This window comes from Paracoccus aerius, from assembly GCF_014656455.1.
Taxonomy (GTDB): domain Bacteria; phylum Pseudomonadota; class Alphaproteobacteria; order Rhodobacterales; family Rhodobacteraceae; genus Paracoccus; species Paracoccus aerius.
In genome coordinates, this window is the sequence record NZ_BNCL01000025.1 from 1 (window position 1) to 25,789 (window position 25,789).

Genomic DNA, 25,789 nt, shown 5'->3' on the forward strand with positions numbered 1-25,789 from the left:
GTCCAGCCGGTCATGGCGCAGGGCGGCGATGAAGGTCTGGGTGTTTCCGTGGCCAAAGGGCACATGGTCGACAAGGCGCGGGCCAATCATATCGCTGGGGACCGGGTCGGTGGGCCTCAGCCCCAAATCAAACCCCCAAGCAACGATGTCGACTAGCTTGCCCTCCGTGACCAGATCAATAGGGATCTGCGGATGTCGCCGAAGGAACGGCAGAACGAGCGGCGCCATCACCTTGCGAGCGGCCGAGGCAAAAGCATTAGTGCGTAACGTGTCGGTCGGCGCGCCCTGAAGCGACTGTAAAGCCAGCATCGTATCACGGATGTCCGTCATGGCAGGCCAATCCGGCCGACGAAGGTCTTTCCGCCATCAGTCAGCGAAACGCACCGCGTCGTTCGGTGAATAGGCGGACAGCCAAACGCTGCTCAAGCTTTGCGATGGAATTGCTTGGCGCCGCGGTCGACATGCCGAGTCCAGGTGCGGCAGCTCGGAAAGAACTTTGGCGGGCAATGCTGCGAACGACATCCAAGTCGGACTACAGCGTTCTTGTCCTCACGCAGAGCTAGCCTGTGCTGGTGACGGCACGCCGCACATTGGGGATCGAAGGGTGTTCAGCAGGACTGCCGTTGCCAGAGCAAATGCCAGGCCAAGAACAGGCGCTGTTCAACTCATGGCTGACCGTAAACCTGCTAACGCGGCCTTGGCACAGCCTTCCTGAAGCGGTCGCTCATGCGTGGTGCAGCAGTTCGGGAACCGTGTTCTGGGCAGCGCCGTTTCCGAGGATGATGAGCGCACCAGAAGCCGATGCTTTCTGACATTGAACCGCTGCGCATCCTGCAGTTCGAGCTTGCACGGCTGGCGGGCAGCTTTGTGGCCCTTGTTCCGAATCTCGTTGCCGCCCTTGTCGTTCTGGTTCTGACATGGGCGCTGGCGCGCTATGGCTGGCGGGGAGAGGCCCGGCTGCTGCGGCGTTGGCACCAGCGTCCTGCTCTTATTGCCGCAGCGCGGACGCTGACTCGCAGCCTGATCTGGATCAGCGGCCTTGCCGTCACGGCGGTTCTGGTCTTTCCGGGAATGTCGGCCACAAATGTCGTTGCGGGACTTGGGGTCGGCTCGCTTGTCGTCGGCCTGGCCTTCAAGGACATCTTCGAGAACTATCTGGCTGGCCTCCTAATCCTGTTGCGCAGGCCCATGAAGATCGGTGACGACATCCTGTGCGAGGGGATCGAAGGACAGGTGGAGCGGATCAACATCCGCGACACCTACCTCAGGCGGCGCTCGGGCGAACTGGTGCTCGTGCCCAACGCCTTCATCTACCGCAACCCCACCACGGTGCTGACCGACCAGCCGCTGCGCCGGATCACGTTGGAACTGGGCGTCGCTTATGGCACCGATTTGGAGCAGGCCCGATCCGTTCTGTGCGAGGCGCTTGAGGGGCTGTCTACCGTTGATGCCTCAAGGAAGACGGAGGTGTTCTGCCTGGGCTTCGGCGACTCCTCGATCGACTTTGTGCTGCGCTGGTGGACCGGATCGACGCCGGTGGAGGAGTTGCGATCCCGTGATGAGGTGGCGCGGGCGGTAAGGCGTGCGCTTGACACAGCCGGCATCGACATCCCGTTCCCGCAGCGCACGCTCAGCTTTCTGGAGCCGGTTCCGCTTGAAGGGACGCATGGGGATCAGCGCTAGCCTTTCAAACACCGCCGAGTGCGTGAGACCTAAGCTTCAATGCCTACAGGTGGCATGTGGCTGGGGCGGGCGCCCCCGCTAAACCTGCTGAATGCCTGGGGGAACCAGCCTTCTAAGTCTGGTTCTACTCGGCTGAACAGTCCGTCACCTGGCCTCGCCCTCTTCAAGCTGCCGGATCCGCCAACGTCAACTCTCCGCTCGTTTCAATTTCCGGGATGTCGTAGGCGATGGAAAACAGGCGCCATCAACCCAATCCTGCTGCTGAGCGCGACGGACATGCTTTTTGAAGGGTCCACAATGCTCGTACTATCTTGGATCAGAGCCACAGAGCGCCGTTACATCCGCAGCGAATGTATGTTTGAGTCGCTACTTAGTAGGTAAAGGGGGAGAGGGCCAAACCCGAAGCCACCTTTCCCGCAACAGCGCCCTGGCGTTCAGCCGCAAGATGATGACGCGCGCAGCCTGATCTTCTCGTTCAGTCGGGTATGGCGACAAGGTTGCCGCCAGGCCCATCCAGAATCTGCATCCTCAAGCCGTAAATCCGTTCCAGCGGCGAGGGCTGCATCAGATCGACCGGACCTCCCTGGAGAACAAGCCGCCCCTTCTTCAAAGCGACAACGTGGTCACAGAAGCGGGCAGCCATGTTGACGTCATGGAGAACGATCACGGCGCTGCGGCCTGTTTGATGGCATATGCGGCGGACGAGACCCAGAACCTCGACTTGGTGGGCGATGTCGAGGGCGCTGATCGGCTCGTCCAGCAGCAGGGCGGCGGCTTCCTGCGCCACCATCATGGCCAGCCAGGTCCGCTGGCGCTCGCCGCCCGACAGGGTATCGACCAGCCGGTCAGCCAAGTCGGAAACCCCGCATTCCGCCATGGCGCGGGCGACGGCCGCATGGTCGTGTGGTCCGAAGCGGCCAAGCGCGCCGTGCCAGGGATACCGGCCAAGCGCCACCAGTTCGCGCACGGTCATTCCTTCGGCGGCAGGGGGGTGCTGGGGCAGGAAGGCAAGGCGGCGGGCAAAGTCGCGGGCGCGCCAAGCAAATAAGGGACGCTCTTCAAAGACGACCTTTCCGCTGCTCGGCATGATCTGTCGGGCGAGAACCTTGAGCAGGGTCGACTTGCCCGATCCATTGTGACCGATCAACGCAGTCACCTGGCCCGCAGGCAGATCCAAGGTCAGCTCGTGCAGAAGGCAGCGGCCCGGGACGGCAACGGTCAGGTTGCGAAGTGAAAAAAGGCTCATCGGGCCGGTCTCGTCATCAGCCAGATCAGCCAGGGTCCGCCGATCAGGGACGCGAACAAGCCAAGCGGCAGTTCATAAGGGAAGCCCGCCATCCTTGCCCCGAAGTCCGCAACCAGCATCAGGCCGGCGCCAATGAGCGCTGCTCCAGTGATGTGGTCTCCTGGGCGTGCCAGGCCCAAGCGACGCGCGACATGCGGAGCCATCAGGCCTACAAAGGACAGCGGACCCACGAGCACGGTGGCCGCGCCCGTTGCCATTCCTGCCAGAGCAATAAGGATCATCCGCGCCTGGCGCAGAGGCAGGCCCAAGCCGCCCGCCACGCCTGCCCCCAGTGGCAGCACCGCCAACCAACGGCGCAGGGCCAGGGCGACCATCCACAGGACAACGGCCAGTCCGGCCAATGCAAAGGCCCCCTGCATCGTCATCGCCGAGGACGATCCCGATAACCAGCCGAGGATCTGGAACGACCGCATGTCCCCAACTGCCATGATTGCTGACAGCAGTGCCGAGGCAAGGGCCGAGACCGCGATTCCCGCCAGCAGGACGCGCTCGGCTGGCATGTCGCGGCGGCTGACAAAGGCTGCGACCAACAGCAGGGCCAAGGCGCCTCCCGACATGGTCCCTGCCGTCAGGGCAATGGCCGTAGGCGCCGCGGCAAAATACACCACGCCGGCATAGCCCATAGCCGCGCCGCCGGATACGCCCAGAACCTCGGGCGAGGCGAGCGGGTTCGCGGTCAGCCGCTGCAGGATGGCGCCCGCGATCGCCAGAGCCGCCCCCGCCGAGGCCGCCGCGATCAGGCGGGGCAGGCGCATGGGCAGGAAGGCCGCGAAGCTTTCAGCGTCCAGCACTGCCCAGCCCCCCGGAACGCGCCCGATCCAGATCAGCACCACCGTGGCGATGACCAGGCCGAGGGCCAGCCTGACCAACAGGGGGACAGGGTCGCGGCGGCGCTGGCTTGCCCCTTCGCCCCGTTCGGTCCCGGGCGGCGTCGATCCGCGAAGGCGCGGCAGAAGCCAGATCAGCAGCGGGCCGCCGATCAGCCCGGTCAACGCACCGGTCGGAAACATCTCGCCCAATTGCTCTGCCACCAGCAGGACCAGTCCGTCGCAGAGCGACAGGATCACCGCCCCAATGACCGGGGACCAAGCCAACAAGCCGACGATCGAGACAGCGCCCAAGCTGCGCGCCAGGGCCGGTGCGGCAAGGCCGATGAAGGCTATCAGCCCCAGTTCAGCGGAAACAGCGGCGGCAAGGATCACCGCGACGCCGACTGCCAGCAGCCGGACTAGGACAACGTTCAGCCCCAGGCCCGAAGCGCCTTCGGGCCCCAGCGAAAGAACGCGCAGTGGACGGGCCAGCAGGGCGGCGGCAATGGCGCCAAACACCAATATGGCGGCCAGGGCACGCACGCCCGACCAGTCCTGCTGAACCAGCGAGCCGCCGTTCCAGATCACCAGCGACAGCAGGTATTGTCCCTGGGCAAGGGTCATGGCCGTGGCAACCGCGCTTGCGGTCATGCCCACCAGCATTCCGGCAATCACCGTCGTGACCGGCGCGAAACCGCGCCTTGCGCCGATGGCCAGCACAAGCCCTGCAGCGAAACCCGCGCCTGTCAGCGCCACCGGCCAGCGGCCTTCGTCAAGCAGCCCCGGCGCGAGCATGGTGGCAAGGACCAGGGCAAGTTGGGCGCCCGCAGAAACCCCCAGTGTCGTCGGATCGGCCACGGGATTGCGCAGCACGACCTGCAAGATCGCGCCGGATAGGCCCAGGATGGCCCCCGCCAGCAGTGCCACGACTCCGCGCGGCATCAAGCCGAAGGCCAAAAGGATCTGGGAGATGTCCATGCCTGCAGGATCCAGCGGCCATGCCGGCCACCGGGCCAAGGGCAGCAGGCCAATCGCCGACCAGAGCCACAGCGACGCGGCCAGCAAGGCGAAGGGCATAAGCCGGGCCATCATGCGATGGGACGGGGCCCGGCCTCAAGGGCCTGAACCAGCAGGTTGGCGAAGCGAAGGGCGGCGGGAACGGCGCCAAAGGCATTGGTGTCGGCCAGAAGATAGGTCCGCTCCTGGGCCACGGGTGGAAGAGCGCGCCACAGGATGCTGCGCGACAGGGCGCGCTCGGCCGAGGGGGGCAGGGCGCCAACGACCACCAGCCGGGCATCGGGCATTTCGGCCAGACGCTCGATCGGCACAGGGGCTAGGAAGCTGAAGGCGGTGTTTCCCGTCCACGCGTTCTGCAGCCCCAGCCGGTCCAGGGTGCTGCCGAACAAGCTGTCGAAGCCGAAGGCCCGCAGATGACGGGCATCGCCGATATTGACCACGGCCACGGGCCGATCACGGAACGGTTCAAGCCTCTGCCCCAGAGCGTCCAGTTCCGCCTCGACCTTCGCCACGGCATCGACACCTGCGGCATGGTCGGCAATGGAGTCTGCCAGGGCAGAGAGCGCTGCAATGGCCTTGGGCAGCGGACGCTCGCCCGGGACGAAGAACGGCAGGGACAGGACCGGGGCGATCTGGCGCAGCCGGTCCTCGTAATGGGTGTAGTAAGGCGAGGACAGGATCAGATCGGGCCGCACCAGTTGCAGCAGTTCGAAGTTGGGCGCACCGCGCAGGCCAAGGTCGGTGACCGCATCGGGAACCACGGGTTCGATCACATCGGCCCGAAAGCGCACAAGTTCGGCGGCGGCGACTGGCATGTGGCCGATGGTAATCGCCGTTTCCAGCATCGCCCAGTCGATGGCGGCAAGGCGCGGCGCAGCCCGCGCGGCCGCCAAAGGCAAGCCCGCCACCAGCAGGGCCCCGGCGGCGGCAAGGATCGCGCGACGCGAGGGCTTGATGCCCCCGCCGGTCACCACTTGTAGGCCACCTTTGCCGAGACCGTGCGGCCTTCGCCGTACGAGCAATACGAGAAGCCGCAGGCGCCGACATAAACCTCGTCTGTCAGGTTCGTGATGTTCAGCGACATCTCGATGTCGTCGCGGACATATCCGGCACCAAGATCGACAAGCGTCACGCTGTCCAGTTCGGCGCTGTTGGCCACGTCGATATAGCGTTCGCCGATATGGCGGATGCCGCCGCCGACGCGGATGCCGTTGCCAAAGTCGCGGTCCAGCCACAGGCTTGCAAGGTGGCGGGGGGCGTCCTGAAGTTCGTTGCCGTCCAGGGGATCACCCGACGGCGCCTTCTGCTCGGTCTTGTTGTAGGCATAGCCGGCGCGCAGCTTCCAACCATCCGCAATCTCGGCGGTTGTCTCGATTTCGATGCCCTTTGACCTGACCTCACCGATCTGGCGGATGCCGCTTCCCTCGCCATCCGGCAGCGGGACACTGCGGTTCACGTTGGTCTGCCGCAGATCGTAGAGCGCGACCGTGATCAAGCCATCGAAGCTGGTCGGGCTGTACTTGACGCCGACCTCCCATTGCTTGCCTTGGGTGGGAAGAAGCGCATCGCCGTCGATGTTCTGCCCGACCTGAGGATCGAAGGAGGTCGAGTAGCTGACATAGGGCGCAATACCATTGGCCATGACGTAACCCAGGCCGAGGCGGCCGGTTAGTTCGTTGTCCTTGTATTCGGAGGAACTCCCGTAGCGTTCTCCAGTCTGCTCGATCCAGTCGTAGCGCAGGCCCAGCGAGCCGCGCCAGTTGCCGTATTCGATCTCGTCCTGGGCGTAGATGCCGACCTGGCGCAGGGTCGAGTCGCCGGCATTGATCGCCCCCATGATCCTGCCGCCCTGGTAGTAATCAGGGTTGTTCAGGTCGAGCGGTGGCGTGCCCCATGCGATCAGATTGCCATCTTCATCACGAATATCTGCGGAAAACTGGCTGCTTTCGAACGCGTCGTATTTGCGGATGTCGGCGCCGAACAGCAGCTTGTGAACCGCCTGTCCCGTCGTGATCTCGCCCGACAGGCGCGTGTCCAGGCTTATCGTGTCGCTGTCCTCGCGTTGATCGCTCGACCCGCGGCTGATGATGTCGGGGGCAATCACGGCACTTGCATAGGTGCCGCGGTAATCCCAATCCAGACTTTCGTAGCGGAAACCCTGGCTTAGCGTCCATCCGTTGTCGAGCGCGTGACTGACCTCGACCCCGATGCTGTACATCCTGCGGTCGCTGTCGTCCCAGTCCTTCTGCCCGGTATAAACGTCACGCAAATAGTCCCCATCGCCGGTCCGGGCGATTTCGAACGGCACGCCAGTGGGCGAGATCGGCGCATCCTTGGTATAGTTCGCCAAGAAATCGACGGTCGTCGCCTCGCTGGGTGTCCAGCGGACCGCGCCTGCAAGATAGCCACCCTTGTTTGTCAGATCCTCGATCTGGGTGCTTTCATCGCGGCCGATGCCTGTGATCCGGAAGGACAGATCCTCGGAAGGCGCGCGGTTCACGTCGAAGAACAGGCTGGGGCTGTTGTTGCTGTCATAGCCGATGCCCGCCTCGCCGAAATCGAAGGAACGGGCGCGCTTCTGCACCATGTTGATGACGCCCAGGGGCGAGCCCGCGCCATAAAGCGAGGACGACGGTCCGCGCAGCACCTCGATCTGCTGGAGGCCGTAGATCTCCTGCGAGACGGCGCCGAAGTACCGGCCTTGCCGGAGGCCGTTCACGTACTGGGCATTGTCCGCCCTGAAGCCGCGGATATAGGGCGTGTCGAAGCGCGGGTCTATGCCGAAGGGTTCGGCCAGGACGCCGGCGGTATAGGACAAAGCCTGCCCCAGGTTCTGCGCGCCCTGTTCCGCGATCTGGTCCTCGGTCACAACCGAGACTGATTGCTGCGCTTCCGCGATCGGCGTCGATGACTTCGTCGTTTGCGCGCCGGTCGCCACATAGCCCGCCACGTCATCCGCCGTCAGGGTGATGTCACCCAGAACGAAGGCCGAGTCTTCTGCTCCTGAAGGGGTCGTCGCGGTGTCGGTATCCTGCGCCACAGCGGCACAGTTCAGTGCAACTGTGCTCACGCCAGCAAGAAGAAGGGAACGGTGAAGATTGGGCATGAGGAACCTATGGGACTGAACGGAGCGCCTATCGCTGCCCCACCCTTTAGCCCTCTTTGTCGAAGCGTCAATATTTTCCGACAGAAATACTTCCTTTTTGGCCGATGTGAAATCTTCGACTGTCTTGATCAGGGCGAGTTGACGTTCGGCGGCCCCCTGGTGATCTCCCTGGCGGGCACAAGGGTTGTGGCTGTCGCCGTGCCGATCGTCTGGATGAGCTATCGTGTTCCAAAAGCGCCTTTGATCTGGTTTCCATAACATTTGGACCGTGCAATGGCGCAGCCGCCATTGTTGGAAAGGGCAAATTGGGGATACCGCGAAGCTTCTTGGCCAACAGCCCTTCGCAGGCGACATACAAGTTGTTGCACTAGTTCAGGCTATCGGCTCGTTGGATGCCTCAAGCATCGCGCTATTTGACCGGCGGGCGGCGCACGAGGCCCGCCACCACGCCCGAAACTCCGACTGTCTCGGTCACCGGAGTAGTCTTGTAGCCTTCGCTGCAGGCGCCGCTACAGAAAACACCCGCCGTCGCAGTTGCCGAGCTTCTTTGCGGGTGATCTGCCCGTCACCACAGCCAGGACAATACATTCGCCACGCGGCAGTCCGGCGCGGTCCGCGCGATCAGATCCTTTTCCAGGATGCGCTCAAGTCCAAGGTTGTCGTCCGTGACTCGCCACAAGAACATCGCGCGTTTATGGCATATGACCCACTTGAAGGGGGCAACGTATCATCAAGATCACCGGCAGCAGGGGATGAAAAACCGGCAGGCACACGAACGGCGGCCAGCGGCATGTCGAGAACATTGGGCGTGACCCCGAGAGGATGAAGATCAGGTTATATGTCCAGCGAACAGGCGGAAATACTGGCCATCGTTCCAATACAACCCTGATCGTGGAGGACTACGGGTAAGACCAAAGCAGAAAGGCGGTGATAGGCCGCTGATCCGGCGCAAGGCGACACCGATTGGTGTGGATTTGGCCGGATCTTTCAGCAGGCGGCGTGGTACTTGGCACTGTAAAACAAGACAGCGCCGCCGGCTGATCGGTTTCTTTTTGCCCGCGAAGGCAGGAGCAGCAACTTGTCCATAAAACCAGCATCTTCTGTATAAATATCATTAAGTTATGGGACACTTTGCGTTATATGACAACGTCTAAATAATTTCCAACCAGTCACAAGAAATACCGGGCGGAATAGAGCGAAAGGATGTGCGCTGAAGGGTATCATTGATCCAAGTATCGTCACGTTCATGCAGAATTACATTCACTTTTAAAGGGTTATAGAATGTAAGATTGCCGGGACGATCAGCTTTGTCTTAGCGGACTCTCTAAAGCGGACCTTACTGACCCATCTTACACTGTGCGGCAGAGAAACCCTGCGCCAAGACCATCAATTTATGTGTAGACAAAACAGTCTTTATTGCACATGCTGCAATAGCAGGCTTCGTTATCTAATAAGGCGGAAAGCGATAGGCCGGGTTAGTTGACATTCTGAGCTGCTGATTTTCACGGTCGCCTCCCAGGTTCAGGCGACAGCACGGCGGACAACATATGACCGATACGCCTGTCAGCTTCTTGAGGGCAACGCGTTCCCTGAGCCGGGCTAACGAAGCTTCTGCCCAAAATGATCTCCATGACGTCCTGCACGGGTGGGTCAGGGCCTGTCTCGATGACGGCGTGCAGGATCTGGACACGATCATCATGACGGCGCCAAGCAGCTTGAAAGCGCAGTTCTGCTGCTATGACGTCATGGCCGACGAGATCGAGGTGGTCGTCCAACGCATCTGGACGGTTCTTGCGATGCAGCGGATACGGGCCGGGCACTAATCACGCAGACCGATCTGCGTGAGCGGGACAAAGTAGAAGTGTCGTACGAGCCGAGGAGAAATAGTCCTGAAGCGTTGTTGCGGTCATGATTCTCTGCATGGCTCGCGTTTGCCCATTGGTTCATCGATAAGCGGTTGATCACCTATCGGTTGTAACCAAACAGTGAAGCATAAAGCTAAAACACCTTGAGTTGCACAGGCCGTTTGATCAATCGGAACTGCTACTGGCATCCCTGTCATAAAAAATGCCCGCCATCGGAGGCGGGCTGAGGTTGCAGGCAGGCAATCATCCTAAGCTGAACGTTCGCAGTTGCCAGGGCAGTGCAGCGCTCTGGGCAAGGGGGCTCAGGCAGTGCGCTGAAGCTTGGCTCGGATCTCTCCAAGGACGCCGATGCCGCCGAGAAACAGAAGAGCGGAGACTGGCAGGGGAACAGGTGCCGGAACCTCTTCGAGCGCAAACGTGGCGCCAGTCGTGGTCCCAGTTCGACGCCACCTCTATCTCGACCGAACTGGCGCCGGTCCCCCTGCCTGCCACAGGCGCCCTGCTGGCTGCGGGAATAGCAGGCTTGGCCTGCTTTCGCTGGGCACAGCGCAACGCGGCCGCCTGAGGAAGATGCGTCGCCCTTAGCGGTGAAGCCCAGGCGCCTGCTTCACCATATGGCCGCCTCGCCTGTTGCTTCGGTAGGTCCGGCCTCTGGCGATACACAGTCGTTCCATTCATGGCGGGAGATCTCGTCATGCGAGTGGCATGGTCGACCCCTGAAACCGGCCGGTCCTGAGCCTCGTCATCCTCGGATCGCGCCCCTTATTCCCCATACTGCCGCGCGAAGATTCGGCCGACATGCTCCAAGGCAGAGGGGAGTGCGTCCCGCCAGAAGATCCAGTCGTGGCCGCCTTCGCTGACCCGGAATCGATGCAGGATCCCTGCCCGGTCCAGCGCGACATGGGCCGCCGCGTTGCCCTCGAAGAAGGGATCGCCCGAGGCCAGGTCCAGGTAAAGCCTGGGGACGCGGCGGAATGGCGTGGGATCGATCTGGGCCGCGACCTCGACGATGTCCGACATGCGCCAGGCCTCGTTCAGGCGGGCCTCCCCCTGCAGGTCGGGTCCGTAGGCCCCGGCGAAGCGCTGCTCGAAGGCCTGCTGGTCCATCTCGGCCAGTTGCGGGGGCGTGCGCAGCGCGGCGCTGAGTGCGGCGGCCCCGGCAAACAGGTCGGGCCGCTGAAGCTGGTTCAGGATGGCGGCATGGCCCCCCATCGACAAGCCCAGAAGGGCGCGCATCTGCATGGTCCCGATGGCCTGATGCGTCGCCTCGACCTTCGGGATGAACTCCTGCAGGAACATCGACCGCCAGCGATAGGAGCCGTCGGCGTCGTCCAGGAAATAGGTCGCGCGCGGATCGCCGCCAGGCCTGCGCCCGTCGGGCGCCACGGCGATGCAGGGGGGCATCAGGCCGTCCCCGATCATGCGGTCCAGAAGGATGTCGATTCCCGCCATCCGGAACCAGTCGGCGGGCTGCCCGTCCGCCCCGCCATGCAGCAGGTAAAGGACCGGATAGCGGCGGCTGTGCTGGCGATAGCCGGGGGGCAGGTAGAGGGAGTAGCCGACCACGCGTCCCAATATCCGGCTTTGCAGGATCTTTGCCTCGTCCACGGTTCCAGCCCAGACCCGCAGTCCCACAAAGGGCATGGCCAAGCCGGCTGCCAACGCGCCGCGCCTTGTCAATCCGGCCACATCATCCTCCTGCATCGCGCGTCAGAAATCCCAGCGGTAGGACAGGCCCAGCGTCCCGCCGCGCAACAGCTCGACCTGGTCCGGCGAGCGGTTCCAAGGCCAGCGGTTGTTGGAATAGTTCGAATAGGTGAGCGTCACATGGTCGTTCAACGCATAGCTGGCGGAATAGGAGAAATCCGCGTCGCTTTCGCGCTGCGAGCCGGGCGGATAGGCCAGGGCCGTAAAGCGCATGGCCAGGCGTTCGGTCACGTTGACGCCGCAGTTGACCCCGGCATTCGACGAAGCCGAGCGGGCCATGCTGACAAAGCCCGTGCAGGTCAGGACCCGGTCCGGCATGGCCGGGGTGCCCAGCGGAAACCGTGCGACCGGCGCGGAAAGCTGCAAGCGCCCCTCGCCCAGGCCGGCCAAGGCACGGCCGCCCGCCAGCGCCGCGGTATAGTTCGCATAGGTCAGCGTCACCTTGTCGGTGATGCGCCAGTTCAGCGCATAGCTGTAGGTCACGTCGCCGCCGTGACGCTTGCCCGGGATCGGGAAGGCCGTCAGGCCGCCGCTGAAGGTCAGGCGGTCCCCGAACCGGCCGCTGCAGTTGATGTTGACCGAGATTTGCCCGATGTCGCCAATATCCTCGCGGCCAAGCGCCACGGCGCTGCCAAGCGCGCAGCGCGTCAGCGCCAGGCGGGGAATGTCGGGCGGCAGCAGGGGGTGGGTGCGGGCGCGCGCGGGCGGCACGGGCAGGATCCGCGGGCGGGGGAACGAGGTGACGGAAGGCCGGACCTGCGTCCCGGGCTTGGTAATTGCCGCAGCCCGTGGCGCCAATGTTAGGCCGGAATCGTCCCGCAAGGTCCTGGACAGCGGCAGGAGGTTGATCCGGTCCGGAGGGTTCGCAGGCCGTGCTTCGGAAGGCGAAGCCACACCCAAGGTGGCTGCGTTCGGTGAGGCTTCGGCTGGACCCGGTGGCGGTGGACCGCCGGGTCCAGCCGCGCCGGGTTGGCTTGCGACGGCAGCGGAACCATCGACCTCCTGACTTGCGGAACCGGGTTCGGTGCGGTCTGGAAGGCGCGGGGCGGCGGGACCCTCCGATGCTCCTTGCGCTGCGGCGGGATCGCCTTGAGGCGAGGGGGCGGGCTCTGGCTGACGCGACGGGCTTGGGTTCAGAGAGGGAGCTGCGCTTTCGGGCGCGGGTTGCGGAAGCGGTCGAGGAGCAGTCGGATCAGGGACTGGACTAGGATCGGCGGGGGCGGGCCCGGTCGACACTCGCGGCGATGCGGGGGCTGGCCGGCAGACAAGCACCTCGGAATCGGTCCCCGGTGTGCCGGTGCCATCGACAGACGGGACGGTCCAGCACAGGAATGGCCTCGGCTCGGAAAGAGGGGGGGCAACTGGCTCCGCGGCAGCGGCAGGCTGCAACGTAGTCGGCGTTTCCGGTGCTGCGGGCAAGGCGCCGGCTTCGCGCGGACCGGTGGCTTGCCCGGCCGGCCGGTTCGTTGCGACCGGCGCAGGCTCGTCCGCGACTGCTCTCGGCTCTGCTGACGGGGCGGCGCCGTCGCGGTTCGTCCGGTTGGGTGTCGTCGCTGCGTCGGGCGCTGCAGGTGCGGGTTCGCGCGCAAGCGTCCTTGGCTCGGCGGGCGGCGCGGCGGCTGCACGGGCGACAGCAGGCGGGCCGGCCGGTGCGTCCGCAGAAGCCGGGGCAGGCTCGCGCGTAAGCACCCTCGGCTCAGGAGGCGGCGGAGGGCTTTGGCCGCCGTCCCGGGCGGGTGCCGAAAGCGCGTTCGGTGAAGCCGGCGCCGGCTCGCGTGAAAGGGTTCTGGGTTCCGCCGGGGGTGCGGGACGGTCGAGATCGGCAGGGGCGGGCGCCGGTGGCGCGTTCGGCGCGGCGGGTGGCGGTTCGCGCGTCAAGGCGCCTGGCTCTGCCGCTGCAGGCGGGGGGGCGTCGGGGGCGGGCGCTGCCGCGGGCCTCGGCGCGGCGGCCGCGGCCTTGGGTTCCGCCGCCGGTGGGGCGGCCCTGTCCGGCGCAGGGGCTGGCTGCTGCTTCGGGGGCCCGGGGCCCAGAAGGCAGCGGCCTAGCTGGCGGGCGCGGGGCTGCATCCCTTCGGGCACCTCGCCGAAGTCCCAGTAGGTGCAGGTGCGATCCTGGGGGTTGCAGGACATCTCGATCCGCCACTCCGCCATATGCTGGCCCGGGCCGATCGTGCCGAAGCCGCCGGGATACAGGCGATAGGACAGATCCCCCAGGCGTCCCTGCTGCCAGACCCCCGGGAAGCGGGCGTTGGGGACATCGGCGTGACGCACCTCGACGGATGTCGCGCCGTCAGGGGGCTGGGACAGGTCGGGACCTGGGCATGACTGGGCACTCAGCGCCGCGGCTGGAACCGCGGCCAGCAGCAGAACGGCGCTGAGGGCGCCGGGCTTCACCGCGGCACATGCATCAGCGGTCCGGTGGCACGGAAAGCCTGCGCCGCAAGAACCGTGGCGTTCGTGTTGGCCGTGAAGGACCCGTTGACGGTGCCGTCGGCCTCGTAGATGCCTTCGGGCCAGCCGCGCGCCGGATCCGCGAAGGGGGCGACGGCGGCGACCATTTCCTGCGTGTATTCGGTCGAGAAAAGCGCGTCCCAGCCGAAGGCCGCCTTGGTCGAAAGGGTGCGGCGGCTGTCGATGCGGTCACCGCCGAAGGTCAGCACCGCCCAGGGCGAGCCGCCCCCCCAGACCGAGGCATAGGCGAAGTGGGGTTCCTGCGACAGGTGCCCCTCGCTGACGCCGGTCAGCGTGCCGGTGTTCCGATAGCGCATCTCCTGGGCGCGATAGACCACGGTCGCGAAGACATGGGTAAGGGCGTCGAAGCCGTATTCCAGCCCGTCGAACAGATAGGGTTCGCTGGTCGTCAGCGCAGGCGTGCTGTTGCGGTTCAGGCGCGTGTCCACGGGGATCGGCACGCCTTCGACCCGGACGACCTGCAGGTTGCCGGCGACATCCAACGCCGCCGTGGCGTCGAAGCCCCACAGCATCATCCCCTTGGCCGCATAGCGTTCATAGCCGACGCGCCCTTCCTGGTTCTCGCGCACGGATCCGTCGATGACCGTGGCGCCGTTCAACTGCCCCTCGCGGACCATGCGGTCCAGGTCCCATCCGGCGACCACGCGCACCACCTCGTCTGCCTGGTCGGGGTAGTGGCGCTGCACCAGTTCAAGCGCCGTCATCAGGCGGCCGATGTCCAGGGCCGACCATCCAAGGCCGACAGATGTGGGGCGGTTGGCATAGTCCACCATCTGAAGCGTGCGGATGTCATAGGCCTTGTTAGGCAGGCTGTCCTCGAACAGCACCAGCCGCGACAAGGCGTTCACGACCTTGGCGACGCGTTCCTCGGCCTCGCTCGGGGGGATGATGCCAAGCCGCTGGGCCGACACGATGGCGACGATATAGGATGCCGTTTCCCACATGGTGGTCGACGGATACTTGTCGACCGATCCCGCCAACCCCGTGTCGGGGTCGGTGTTGTTCTGGAAATAGGTCCAGGCGATGCGCGCCTGTTCATCGGTCTGCGGCGACCGGCCAAGCCCGTCCGCCAGGGGCAGGGGCACGACCTCGTCGAAGGCGGCAAGCGCGTCGGGTTCCTCGGTGCGAATATGTCCGGCCCTTTCCAGATAGAAGATCAGCGTCACCCCCAGCAGAAGGGCGATGATGAAGATGATATGGCTGCGTGCCTTTACCAGATTTGTTTGCCAATTCATGCGTCATGATCTCCTGTCGGTTCGGGTTCAGGCTTCCACATCGCCGCCCTGATGATCCCCGACATGGCAAGGCAGTTGTTGAAGCCCCAAAGGGCATTCGTCACGACGCCGGTCACGCTGTGGCCCGTGTCCCGCCACAACAGCGCCGATATGCCCCACAGCAGGGCCGCAAGCGTCAGGGCGACGACGGCGATCTGAGGCCGCACCAGGCGCAGGTGGCGGCCATGCTGCCGGTCCTTGGGCGTGACCGGGAAGGAAATCTTGCGCCCCGACAGGACGGTGCCGATGGCCCGCAGGCCCAGGGGGAAGAAGGACAGGTAGCTGGACTTGCTGGCATAGCCCGCGATTCCCCAGGTGCCCGCCATCATCGCCAGTTCAAGCGAGATCAGGAAGGCGATGGCGTGCAGGAAGAACGGCAGGGTATAGGCCGAGACGGGCGCGATGCCGGTTGCCAGATAGACAATCGGTGCCGCAAGAAAGATCACGTTCCACAGCGGCGCCAGATAGGACCAGAAGGTCGTGGCATACATCAGCCGCTGCGGCAGGGTCAGGCCGCGCCGGAACAGCGGGTTGTCGTTCACCAGGATGTCCAGCGACCCGCCCGCATACTTGAAGCGCTGCACCGACCAGCTGAGCAGGTCCTGCGGCGACAGCATCCGCGATTCGTAGGTGGGATGCAGCACCGACTTCCAGCCCCGCTCGCGGTCGGAATGCAGCAGGATCGAGGTATAGATGTCCTCGGACACGTGGAAGCGGTAGGGGGCCAGGACCTCGGCCACCACGGCTTCGGTGCGGATCGCAGACAGCAGCGAGGTGTCGACCATCGACTCTCGGCTGGTCAGGGTGATCTCCTCCTCGGCGGCGATGACGCGTTTCTCGACGCTGGCGGCGAAGCTGCGCAGGGCGGCCTCCATCACGGCCTCGCGCCGGTGGATCGATCCCGCGCCGCAGCAGAAGGCGGCATTGGCGCGGTTCCGGCGGCGCAGGATGACCTGGTAGAACATCTCGGCGTCGTTGACGAAGGGGTCCTTGCCGATGCGGATCTCGCCCACGACGCGTTCGACGGCCTGCCCGACCAATCGTCCGACGGTGCCCAGCCGGCGCGACAGCCGGTCGGTCAGGGTCACGCCCTCGGGCAGGTCATAGAACCATTGCGGCGTCTGGACCCAGGCCATCTTCGGGTCGCGGAAATAGCCCAGCGTGTGTTCCAGCAGCGTCGGGAAGGGCCGCGTGTCGGCGTCGAAGATCACGATGAAGTCGCCCGAGGTCTGTTCCATCGCGTGGCGCAGGTTGCCGGCCTTGAAGCCCTCGTTGGTGGCGCGGGTGATGTAGTTCACGCCTTCCTGGTCGCAGACCGCGCGCATCTCGGGGCGGCGGCCGTCGTCGCAGACATGGATCCGCATGTCGATCGGGTGCGGATAGGTGATGGCCTTGGCGTCGATGATGCCCAGCCTGACCAGTTCGGGATCCTCGTTATAGGTCGCGAAGAACAGGTCCACTGCGACAGGGCGGTCGGGCGCGGACAGGTCGTTGCTGTCCGGGGTCAGCGTCTCGTGCAGCATGGCGACGGGCGTCGGGATCGCGACCGGCTGGTCCTTCCACAGGTTGTAGATAAACAGAAGCAGCCCCAGATAGGCGCAGCTTTCCGCCACGACCAGCGGGACCGCGAACCACAGGGCGTCGCGGTTCAGCGACTGCGTCCAACGCCACCAGATGTACCACGCCCCCAGCAGGGCCGCGATCGTGGCCAGGATCTGCCACAGGGCCTCGCGCCGTGCGGAATAGGGCAGCGGCGGGGGCGGGCGGCGGTGTTCGAAGTGGCGGAAGTAGTCGTCCATCCTCAGCCCCGCTGAACCTGCTTCTGCCGCCGGGCTTCCCACGGGGTGGGGCCCAGGCCGATGGTCCAGGCCAGCGCGCCCACGCGCGACAGGCCGACCGCCAGCAGCAGCGCGCCCGGCAGCACGACCGCGAACCGGCTGACAACGACCATCCAGGGCGCCATCTGCGGCGCAAGGCCCGCGCTGATCACCAGGGCGTCGAACAGGTCGATCACCAGCGGATGCACCAGGTAGACGCCAAAGGTGTATTGCGCCAGCCAGCTCCACCGTGGCGACCAGTCCTGGTATTGCGCGCCCAGGAACAGCGAGAACATCATCAGCGGCATCAGGAAGTGGCCGTAGAAGGACCAGTCCTGCCGCACGCCCCAGGATCCCGACAACAGCGCCGCGCCGAAGAAGGGCAGTGTCGCCACATAGGCCATGGCGGCGAAATACAGCGCCCCCTTGCGGATCAGCCGGGATTCTCCACGCGGGATGCCGTCGCGCCACAGGCCGTAAAGGGCGAAGGCTGCAAGCCCGTAGCCCACATAGCCCATCACCTTGGTGGCGCGGATCAGGTAGTCGCGCAAACCGGGATCGAGCCCCAGCGACCAGATATAGTCCTGGATGTGGTGCATGGCCCCCAGCGTCGCGAAGAGCGCGATCCCCAGGATGGGAAAGCGCAGCGCCAGCCGCATGACCGGATAGAACAGGAACAGCAGGAACAGCGTGGGCAGGAAGTGCATGTGGTATTGAGACTTGCCCAGCAGGAAGAAGCCCGCCCAGGCCCCCGGATCGGCCAGCTGCGCCCAGATCTGGGGGGCGTATCCCGCCACGTCGGCCTTGAGCAGGCGGAAGAAGGCATAGAATACCGTCCAGAAGGCGAAGGGCACCAGCAGCCGCCGGGCCTGTTCGCGCATCGCCTCGCCATAGGGCGGGCTGCGCCGGTCGATGCGCATCGCCATCAGGAACAGCGAGAAGAAGAAGAACATCTCGGAGCCGGAAAATTCAGCGATCGACCGCAGGAAGACGGGCACGACGCGGTCCTGCGGCGTGGCATCCGGAAAGACCCCGCCCGAAAAATCGGTGGTGCAATGGATCAGGACGACCCCGACGGCCGCGCAGACCCGGTTGGCGTCGAACCAGACAAGGCGCGGCTTGGCTTGCTTTTCCATCACTGTCCCTCGGGGATGGGGCACTGGCTGACCTGGGCCGAGATCGGCTGCGGCAGGGGCAGGTCGTGCTTTTCAAGGCTGCAATCGGCGGCCGCGATGGTGCCGTCGGGCAGGGGGACCGGGCGGCAATACTGGAACTCGGTCACGGGCACCGGCGGTTCGGCGGCCATCGCCTGACAGTTGCAGCAGACGGGTTCAGGCCGGGGCTGCGGCAGGCAGCGGTTGGCGCGGGTTTCCTGGTGCTGGAAGGCAGTGTCCCACAATTGGGTGTTGCCGTTCAGCCGCTGCAGGATCGGTCCCTGCACCTTGTAGAGCAGCGCGGCCAGGATGATGCCGTTGTTGTTCGCGCTCTGGACCGGGATGAAGCCGTTGCCGTTCTCGTAAAGCCCCTCGTAGAAGCCGCCGTCCTCGGCCGACAGGTCGGCGACGGCGTCAAGCAGAAGGTCGGTATAGGGTGTGTCCCACAAGGCCCACATGCCGATGGCCGCCTTCGAGGCGATGGCCGCGCGGTCGGGTTGATAGACGTCGCTGGGATCCAGCGTGTGCCAGGCAAAGCCGTTGGCCCAGATCGCGTCATAGACGAAGAAGGGCTGGCCCTCGACCTGGTGTTCCGACTTGGCGGTCATGATGCCGGTCTGTTCGAACCGGCGCTGCTGGACCAGGTAGATGCGGTTGGCGAACTCCGCCCGCCAGCCCTGCGTGGCAAGGCCCGGCCGCCCCGCCTCGCGGTCGGTGGGCAGCTTCCATCCCAGCTCCAGCCCGTCCAGCAGGTAGCTTTCGGTCAGGACATAGTTCATGTTCTGGAAGACGCGCGGGTCGCGGGCGTCGATGGGGACGCGGATGTCATAGATCTCGGTGAAGCTCAGCGGCTCGGGTGACAGCGCCGCCTCGACGTCGAAGTCCCACAGCGCGAAGCCCTTGGCCGCGTATTCCTCGTATCCCAGGCGGCCTTCCTGGACATAGCGCGTCTCGCCCTTGGACGTGACCAGGGATCCGCGCAGCCGCCCATCCTCGGTGATGGCGTTGCAGAAATTCCACCGCAACACCGTGTTGTCGATGCCCGGCGCCAGATAGGGATAGCGTTCCTTCAGGATCTTCAGCCAGACCAGCATCCGCCCGATGTCGAGCATCGAAAAGCCGACCTCGCCCGGCTCGTTGGCATAGTTCACCTTCTCGCCTGTCTTGGTGTTGTAGACCTTGTTGGGCAACTCGCCGCGGAACAGGTCCAGGTTGCGCAGGGTGCCGATCAACTGGCTGGCGCGCAGGTCGAAGGTCCGCTTGTCGATGATGCCCAGCTCATGGGCCGCGACAAGCGCGCTGATATAGGACGCCGTGTCCCACAGCGTCGTCGAGGGATAGGCGCCCACGGCGTTGACCAAGCCGGTCTCGGGCTGCAACCGCTGCTCGAAATAGGCCCAGGCGGTTTCGGCCATCTTCCTTTCGCGCGGGGTCAAGGGACCGTTGCGGCCAAAGGGCGTGGCGAAGTCGCCGGGCGCGGCGGCGGCGTCCGCTGCCGGCGGATCCTCGGGGGTCGCGTCCGGGGCGGTGACCTGCTGGGCGGCGGGCGTGGCGGTGCCAGTTCCGAACAGGCGCTGCAACAGGCCCGGTTCCGGATTGTCGACGGGGGCAGTAGCCCCCTGTCCCATCAGCAGGACCACGGCCACCACGCCAAAGGCGATCGGGAATTTGCGGGAAGGGATCATCGTTCCTCCGTCATGGCTCTGCCGTTTCCGCCGCCGGCCGGAAGGCCCCGGCCGCGCGAGACAGCGCGTCCTCGGTCCCCCGGATCAGGTCCAGAAGGGGGGCCAGGTCGCCCGGTTCCGCCGGGGCGGCCTGAAGGGCCGTTTCGTGGCGCCGCGCGGCATTGGCGGCATCGGTCAGGCCCAGGGTCGCGGCGATGCCCACCAGGGAATGGCAGGCGCGGACAAGGACGGCGTGATCGACCGGCTGCCCCGCCGCGGCGCGTTCCAGGGTAGCGCGGTGACGCGCCAGGTCGCCCAGGCTCGCCTCCAGCAGCATGGGCATGACCTCGGGACCGACCTGCGCGGCCAAGGCCGCCAGGCGCTGTTCCAGCCCGGCACCGGGCGCCGCGTCATCCGGCAGAGCCGAAGGGGTGCCGGCCTGCACGCCGCGCGGCAGCCAGCGTTGCAGCGCGCGGCGCAGGGCATCCAGTTCCAAGGGCTTGGTCAGCACCTCGTTGCAGCCGGCGTCCAGGCAGGCGGTGCGTTCGGCGGCCCCGGCATGAGCAGTCAGCGCCAGGATCGGCAAGCGGGATTGCGGCCCGGTCATCTGTCGGATGCGGCGGGTCGCCTCGATCCCGTCCATGCGCGGCATCGAGATGTCCATCAGCACAAGGTCGAACCCGCCGCGCGAGAGGGCCTCCAGGGCGGCAAGCCCATCCTCGGCGAACGCGACGTCCTGTCCCAACCGTTGCAGCATCGACCGCGCGACCAGCCGGTTGGTGGCGTTATCCTCGGCCACCAGCACCGACAGACGGGGCAGGGGGGTTTCCGTACCGGCGGCATGGCCATCGGGTGCGGGTTCGGCAGGGGCGACCCTGACATCCAGCCAGAAGGACGAGCCTCGGCCGGGCGTGCTGGCAAAGCCGATCCGCCCGCCCATCAGGTCAGCTAGCGACCTGCTGATGGCCAGCCCCAGGCCGCTGCCGCCGAAGCGCCGGGTGTAAGAGGCGTCCAGTTGGTTGAAGCGTCCGAAGACCTGCTGCTGGCGTTCCACGGGGATGCCGATCCCCGTGTCCGACACGCAAAACCGCAGCCACAGCCCACCATCCTCCGACGCCCGGTCGGGGGCGCGGTCCACGTCCAGGGTCACCTTCCCGGCAAGGGTGAATTTCACCGCGTTGCTGACCAGGTTGGCCAGGATTTGCCGGATCCGCAGAGGATCGGCGGTGATCCAGGGGGGAAGATCGTCCTGGACCCGCGCGTCCAGGACCACCCCCTTGCCACGCGCGGATTCGGAATAAAGATCGATCACGCCGCCGATCAGGGGGCGCAGTTCGAAGGACCGTTCCTCCAGCTCCATCCGGCCCGCCTCGATCTTGGACATGTCCAGGACGTCGTTCAGGATCGCCAGCAGCGCCTCGGCGCTTGTGCGGGCGACCCGCACCTGCTCGCGCTGCCGATCGTCGAGCGGGGTGGCCTCGACCGCGCCAAGCATGCCCAGCACGCCGTTCATCGGCGTGCGCAATTCGTGGCTCATCACGGCCAGGAATTCGGACTTGGCGGTGTTGGCACGCTCGGCTTCGGCAAGGGCGTCGCGCAGGGCGCGCTCCTGCTCGATATCGGCGGTGACGTCCTGCAGCGATCCGGTCAGCGTCTCGGGCGCGCCCGCGTCGTCGTAGTTCATCTCGGCGGTGCCGCGGATGAACCGCTCGGTTCCGTCGGGAAGCACCACCCGGCAATCGAAGCTGGCCTGCCGCTGCCCGCCCCCCGGCCCGCCCTTCAGCAGTTCGGTGAACAGGGCCTGGACATGGCCGAAGTCGTCGGGGTGGACGATCTGCCGCAGGGGTTTCGGGCCCTCTGCCGGATCGCAGCCCAGCACGACGTAAAGTTCCGACGACCAATGGGTCCGCCCGGTGCCATAGTTGTGGCGGAAGCTGCCCAGATGGGCGATGCGCTGCGCTGCAGCCAGGCTGCGTTCGCTTTCGCGAAGCGCACGGCGTGCCCGGGCCTCGACGGTGATGTCGCGGACGGTGGACATCATGCTGTGCGGGCTGCCGTCGGGATTGGCCTTCAGCTCGGACTGGACCTCAAGCTCGATGACCTCTCCGTCGCTGCGCAGCGCCCGGAAGTTGAGGTCGCGGCGGACCGGAGCCCTGGTCTCGACCGACCGGGCCAGGGCCCGGCGTTCGCTTTCCAGGACCTTTTCGGCGTCGGCGGGCAGCAGAAGTGCCTCGAACTCGGCGCCGGTCATGTGGCCATCGGGATCAAGCCCGTAGATGCGGGCAAATTCGGGCGACCAGGTGACGATGTCGCGCCCATAGTCGCGGCGGACGTTGCCGACATGGGCAATGCGCTGCGCCTCGGCCAGATCGCCTATGACCGTGTTCAGCGAAGCCTCGGCCCGCCGCAGGACGCGGTGCTGCATCCACAGGACGACCAGCGTCAGCACGCCGACCAGCAGCAGGAACAAGGCCAGGCGCTGCGCGTAGAGGCTGATCCGGGTCAACTGCCAGCGGTCATGGGCCGTCATCTGCCCCAGCCTGCGGAAGGCGTCGGACAGATAGCGGTCAAGCTGCACCAGATCGGGCGCCAGCAGCGACGCGACCTGGTCGCGCAAGACCACGTCCGCCGCAGGCGCGTCAAGCCGCGACACCAAGGCCGACACGCGATCGCGGGTGCGCTCCAGCGTTTCTGCGTTTTCGGGCAGCACCGCCACCGCCCCGGGATAGGCCAGGACCACGCCGATCCTGTGGGCCAGAAGCTGGGTGCGTTCGTCAAGCTGCATCCGCAGGCTTTCGTCGGGCGTGCCCCCCGCGGCGCGGGCCATCTGCCAGTCCGACAGGGCGTGGTTCAGCGCGTCGATGCCCAGGTGCAGCTCGAAAAGCTCGTTGCGCATCGCGGTCGTGTCCGCTGTCTCCATGTTCCTGGACAACAGGAAAGGCGCCAGCACCAGGGCCGAAAAGACCGCCACGACGATCATCGTCAGGCAGACATGCAGCAGCCGCTTCTGCCACACCGGCACGACCCGCCCGCCCTTCATCATGCGTCCCGTCCGGCGAAGCGCAGGGTCAGGCGGTTCGACCCGTCCCGGCTTTCGTAATGAAGGGCGTCAGACATGGCGACGATCAGCGAAATGCCCCTGCCGCTTTCGTCCAGGGGGTCGATGTCGGCGGGATCGCGGGCCGCCGTGAACAGTTCCGGGGGAACGGGCCGCCCCGGGTCGCGGATGTCCACATCGACGTCGCCCGCGTTCTTGCGGACGGTCATGTCGATCCCGGCACCGGCCGGCAGGTCCCCATGCAGGACGACATTGTTCAGCGCCTCGGCCACGGCGATTTCCAGGCGGATCAGCCCTTCGGGGGCCAGCACGTCACCCACGAAGGCGCAGACGCCCCCCATCGCGGCATCCACCGCCTCCAGCCGGCACTCGACGTGGAAGCCGCGGCTGTCCATCGCTATCCGTCCAGGGCGGCCAGGGCCGCGCCGGCGTCCGGATAGATCTGGAAGACCCGCTCCATCCGGGTGACGCGGAACATCTGCCGCACGGCGTCGGTCAGGCCGCAGACCACCACCTCTCCGCGGTTTCCGACCTTCTTGAGAAGCCCGACGATCGCGCCCAGCCCGGACGAATCGACGAAGCGCACCTCGGACAGGTCGATGACGATCCGGTTGCTGCCGTCGTCAATCAGTTGCGAGGCTTCCTGCCGGAAGGCGTTGGCGCCGAGGGCGGTCAGCCGGTCCCCGTCGGGGCGGATGACGCAGATGCCGTTCGATTGGATGTGCGAGTGGATCATGCAGGGGTGCTCCTTCCCAGGGCGAGAACCGTCAGGTCGTCTTCAAGGGGGCGCCCGCCCCGCCAGTCCGCCAGTGCGGTGACGACGGCGCCGGGCAGGGCCTCGACGTCCTTGTGGGCATGTTCCGCGATCAGGCCGCGCAGGCGGTCCTCTCCGAATGGTGCGCCGTCGGGGGCCTCGGCCTCGATGGCGCCGTCCGAACACAGGATCAGCGTCTCCCCCGCGGCCAGGTCGATGGCGCCGTTCTGGAAATCGGCCGTGGCCAGCAGGCCCACCGGAAAGCCGCCGTCGCCCACCACCTCGGTCCTGCCGTCGCGCCGGGCCAGGATCGGACTGGGATAGCCGGCCTGGCAGAAGAACAGCCGTTCGCTGCGCTGATCCAGAACGCCGCAGAACATGGTGAAGTAGTCGGTCCCATCCTCGCGGTAGAAGCGGTCGTTCAGCGCGCCCACCATCGCGGCGGGGTCGGGCTGGTTTGAACCGGCCCCCGCCTTGTCCGCGAAATACTGGGCCGTCACCAGGTGCCCGATCGCCACCGACAGCAGCGCGGCATGAATGCCGTGCCCCGCCACGTCGACGGCATAGAAGCCCAGCCGGTCCTCGGACAGCTGGTAATACCCGAACATATCGCCCGACACATAGGCCGAGGGTTCGAAGGCCGATCCGAAGCGGCAGCCCCGGATTTCGCGCGCGAGGTTCGGCAACAGGCGCCGCTGCGCCGCTGCGGCGACGTTCAGGTCATGCTCGATGCGGCGCTTGGCAAGTTGCAGGGCGCGGTTCTTTTCGGACAGCACCTGTTCATGATCGACCAGGCGGGCGGCGGCGCGGATTCGCGCGGTCAGCACCGCGGCGTCCAGCGGCTTGGTCATGAAGTCGTCCACGCCCGCCTCCAGGGCCAGGCGCCGTTGCTCGGCCTGGCCGGCCGAGGTCAGCATGACCACATGGATATAGCGTCCCAGGTCGGCGGCGCGCAGCCGGCGCGTGACCTCGTGCCCGTCGATGCCGGGCATGTCCAGGTCGCAGACCAGGATCGAGGCGCCGCTGGCCTCGATCATCTGCAGTGCCTCGAGCCCGTCACTCGCGAGGACGGGCGTGAAGCCGATGCGGCTGATCACGGATGATGCGAAGATGCGCTGCGTCGCGTCGTCGTCGGCGATGACGACCTTGTACGGCATATGCCTTGTTCGAGCGCATTCCTGATCGAGAGGCATGACGATACCGAGCGATTTTAAAATGAACTGGGGTGCAACTTGAAATGTACTATTAAGACACATTAACAATCTTTGATTGTTCCTGTCGAGGCGTAAAGAAGTTGCCGTTGCAGGGCGCGCATCGTTCCCTTGCCACGCGCGACCGCGCCAGTTTCCGGCGGAAAACGATGGTGTTGATTTCCACCCGAGTAGACAGAGCGTCGACCGGCGTCAGGCACCGGCAGGTTGATCTTATCCAGGCCGGGCCGTGCTAGCTTGATGTGCAAAAGGGCTTGTCGCCACAAAAGAGCGATGAAGACGCTCATACTGGACAAGCAACATGCCCACGACAACCACCTTCAAGACATCGCCGGACCAAGGGATAGGACTGGCCCGAGACATGCGGGTTCGTTGGGCGCTGGAAGAAGCCGGCCAATCACACGGTGTGGGCCTTGTGACCTTCGACAAGATGAGGGAGCCCGCACCCCAGGCGCCGGCCGTTCGGCCGGATCCCAACCTTTGAAGATGGCAACGTGGTGTCGTTCAAGTCCGAGGCCACGGCGCGCATGAAGGCGAAGCCCGATCTGACCCTGAACGACCTAGTCGGCGAACGTGCAGATCATCACGGCATCGCCATTCACCGTGTCTCGGTTTCGCGGTTTTTGCGCGGTCTCGGGCTGACGCACAAGAAAGAACCTGCAAGCCTCGAGCAGAAGCGGTCTCAGATCAGGCAGGCGCGTCATATCTGGGTCACATCGCTCATGCGCAGCGCGTTGACGCGCCTTGGCTTCATTGGCGAGACGTCCCTGACGACAAACATGGCCGAGGCTACAGGATGGTCTCCAAAAGCCCGCGCCTTGTCGACCATGTGCCCTTTGGCCACGGAAACACCCAGACCTTCATCGCCGCCCTGCGCCATGACCGGCTGGAC

General features: G+C 65.5%; 20 protein-coding genes. 3 read left to right on the forward strand and 17 right to left on the reverse strand.

The annotated features are described in order from the left end of the window. Together IE224_RS18070 and IE224_RS21450 are read right to left on the reverse strand one after the other, a co-directional pair. Positions 1-330, reverse strand: a 330-nt coding sequence (locus IE224_RS18070) for a LysR substrate-binding domain-containing protein (RefSeq protein ID WP_229849439.1), incomplete at its 3' end; no start/stop codon positions are given. Between the two features lie 40 nt (positions 331-370). After that, entirely contained in the window at positions 371-526 is a 156-nt protein-coding gene (locus IE224_RS21450) for a helix-turn-helix domain-containing protein (protein WP_202380099.1), read from the reverse strand. A 275-nt stretch (positions 527-801) separates the two neighbouring features. Between IE224_RS21450 and IE224_RS18075 the strand changes: the two genes are divergently transcribed. Then, positions 802-1,683 (forward strand): mechanosensitive ion channel family protein, encoded by an 882-nt coding sequence (locus IE224_RS18075; RefSeq protein ID WP_191312520.1) that lies wholly within the window; start codon positions 802-804, stop codon positions 1,681-1,683. Between the two features lie 475 nt (positions 1,684-2,158). On the opposite strand, the gene IE224_RS18080 is transcribed toward IE224_RS18075, so the two are convergent. The 4 genes from IE224_RS18080 to IE224_RS18095 are packed head-to-tail and all read right to left on the reverse strand — an operon-like array spanning position 2,159 to position 7,855. Continuing rightward, complete coding sequence (locus tag IE224_RS18080) at positions 2,159-2,929, reverse strand: ABC transporter ATP-binding protein (RefSeq protein ID WP_191312522.1); 771 nt, start codon at positions 2,927-2,929, stop codon at positions 2,159-2,161. Then, positions 2,926-4,875 carry a Fe(3+)-hydroxamate ABC transporter permease FhuB gene (gene fhuB / locus IE224_RS18085; protein ID WP_229849440.1) on the reverse strand — a complete coding sequence of 650 codons (1,950 nt, stop codon included), beginning with the start codon at positions 4,873-4,875 and terminating at the stop codon, positions 2,926-2,928. The genes IE224_RS18080 and fhuB overlap by 4 nt, the downstream gene beginning before the upstream one ends. Before the next feature lie 11 nt (positions 4,876-4,886). Then, the gene (locus IE224_RS18090; protein ID WP_191312551.1) at positions 4,887-5,786 is read right to left on the reverse strand and encodes an ABC transporter substrate-binding protein; all 900 of its coding nucleotides are present in this window, start codon (positions 5,784-5,786) and stop codon (positions 4,887-4,889) included. Then, complete coding sequence (locus tag IE224_RS18095; protein ID WP_229849441.1) at positions 5,783-7,855, reverse strand: TonB-dependent siderophore receptor; 2,073 nt, start codon at positions 7,853-7,855, stop codon at positions 5,783-5,785. Before IE224_RS18095 ends, IE224_RS18090 begins: the two co-directional genes overlap by 4 nt. A gap of 1,613 nt (positions 7,856-9,468) precedes the next feature. On the opposite strand from IE224_RS18095, the gene IE224_RS18100 reads away from it, so the two are divergent. Next, on the forward strand, positions 9,469-9,744 hold the full coding sequence (locus tag IE224_RS18100) for a hypothetical protein (RefSeq protein ID WP_191312526.1): 276 nt from the start codon (positions 9,469-9,471) through the stop codon (positions 9,742-9,744). An 804-nt stretch (positions 9,745-10,548) separates the two neighbouring features. On the opposite strand, the gene IE224_RS18105 is transcribed toward IE224_RS18100, so the two are convergent. The 11 genes from IE224_RS18105 to IE224_RS18155 all read right to left on the reverse strand — a co-directional run bounded on the left by IE224_RS18105 (position 10,549) and on the right by IE224_RS18155 (position 25,184). After that, positions 10,549-11,475 carry an alpha/beta hydrolase gene (locus tag IE224_RS18105; RefSeq protein WP_191312528.1) on the reverse strand — a complete coding sequence of 309 codons (927 nt, stop codon included), beginning with the start codon at positions 11,473-11,475 and terminating at the stop codon, positions 10,549-10,551. Between the two features lie 21 nt (positions 11,476-11,496). Next, positions 11,497-12,315: a hypothetical protein gene (locus IE224_RS18110; protein WP_229849442.1), complete on the reverse strand. Its 819-nt coding sequence runs from the start codon at positions 12,313-12,315 to the stop codon at positions 11,497-11,499. A gap of 1,568 nt (positions 12,316-13,883) precedes the next feature. Next, positions 13,884-15,200, reverse strand: a complete 1,317-nt coding sequence (locus tag IE224_RS18115) for a DUF3131 domain-containing protein (protein WP_191312532.1) — start codon at positions 15,198-15,200, stop codon at positions 13,884-13,886. Continuing rightward, positions 15,197-17,038: a glycosyltransferase family 2 protein gene (locus IE224_RS18120; protein WP_191312534.1), complete on the reverse strand. Its 1,842-nt coding sequence runs from the start codon at positions 17,036-17,038 to the stop codon at positions 15,197-15,199. The genes IE224_RS18115 and IE224_RS18120 overlap by 4 nt, the downstream gene beginning before the upstream one ends. A 2-nt stretch (positions 17,039-17,040) precedes the next feature. Next, entirely contained in the window at positions 17,041-18,192 is a 1,152-nt protein-coding gene (locus IE224_RS18125) for an acyltransferase (protein ID WP_191312536.1), read from the reverse strand. Further along, positions 18,192-19,895, reverse strand: a complete 1,704-nt coding sequence (locus tag IE224_RS18130; protein ID WP_229849443.1) for a DUF3131 domain-containing protein — start codon at positions 19,893-19,895, stop codon at positions 18,192-18,194. The genes IE224_RS18125 and IE224_RS18130 overlap by 1 nt, the downstream gene beginning before the upstream one ends. Positions 19,896-19,905: 10 nt before the next feature. After that, positions 19,906-22,917, reverse strand: coding sequence for a PAS domain-containing hybrid sensor histidine kinase/response regulator (locus tag IE224_RS18135; RefSeq protein ID WP_191312538.1), 3,012 nt, complete (start codon positions 22,915-22,917; stop codon positions 19,906-19,908). Continuing rightward, positions 22,914-23,327 (reverse strand): ATP-binding protein, encoded by a 414-nt coding sequence (locus IE224_RS18140; protein ID WP_191312540.1) that lies wholly within the window; start codon positions 23,325-23,327, stop codon positions 22,914-22,916. Before IE224_RS18140 ends, IE224_RS18135 begins: the two co-directional genes overlap by 4 nt. 2 nt (positions 23,328-23,329) lie before the next feature. Further along, the gene (locus IE224_RS18145) at positions 23,330-23,668 is read right to left on the reverse strand and encodes an STAS domain-containing protein (protein ID WP_191312543.1); all 339 of its coding nucleotides are present in this window, start codon (positions 23,666-23,668) and stop codon (positions 23,330-23,332) included. Continuing rightward, positions 23,665-24,843 (reverse strand): PP2C family protein-serine/threonine phosphatase, encoded by a 1,179-nt coding sequence (locus IE224_RS18150; protein ID WP_191312545.1) that lies wholly within the window; start codon positions 24,841-24,843, stop codon positions 23,665-23,667. The genes IE224_RS18145 and IE224_RS18150 overlap by 4 nt, the downstream gene beginning before the upstream one ends. A 98-nt stretch (positions 24,844-24,941) precedes the next feature. Then, a complete protein-coding gene (locus tag IE224_RS18155) occupies positions 24,942-25,184 on the reverse strand; it encodes a hypothetical protein (RefSeq protein WP_191312547.1) in 243 nt (80 codons plus the stop codon). Between the two features lie 210 nt (positions 25,185-25,394). Here IE224_RS18155 and IE224_RS18160 point away from each other — a divergent pair. Beyond that, positions 25,395-25,789, forward strand: a 395-nt coding sequence (locus IE224_RS18160; RefSeq protein ID WP_229849444.1) for a hypothetical protein, incomplete at its 3' end; no start/stop codon positions are given.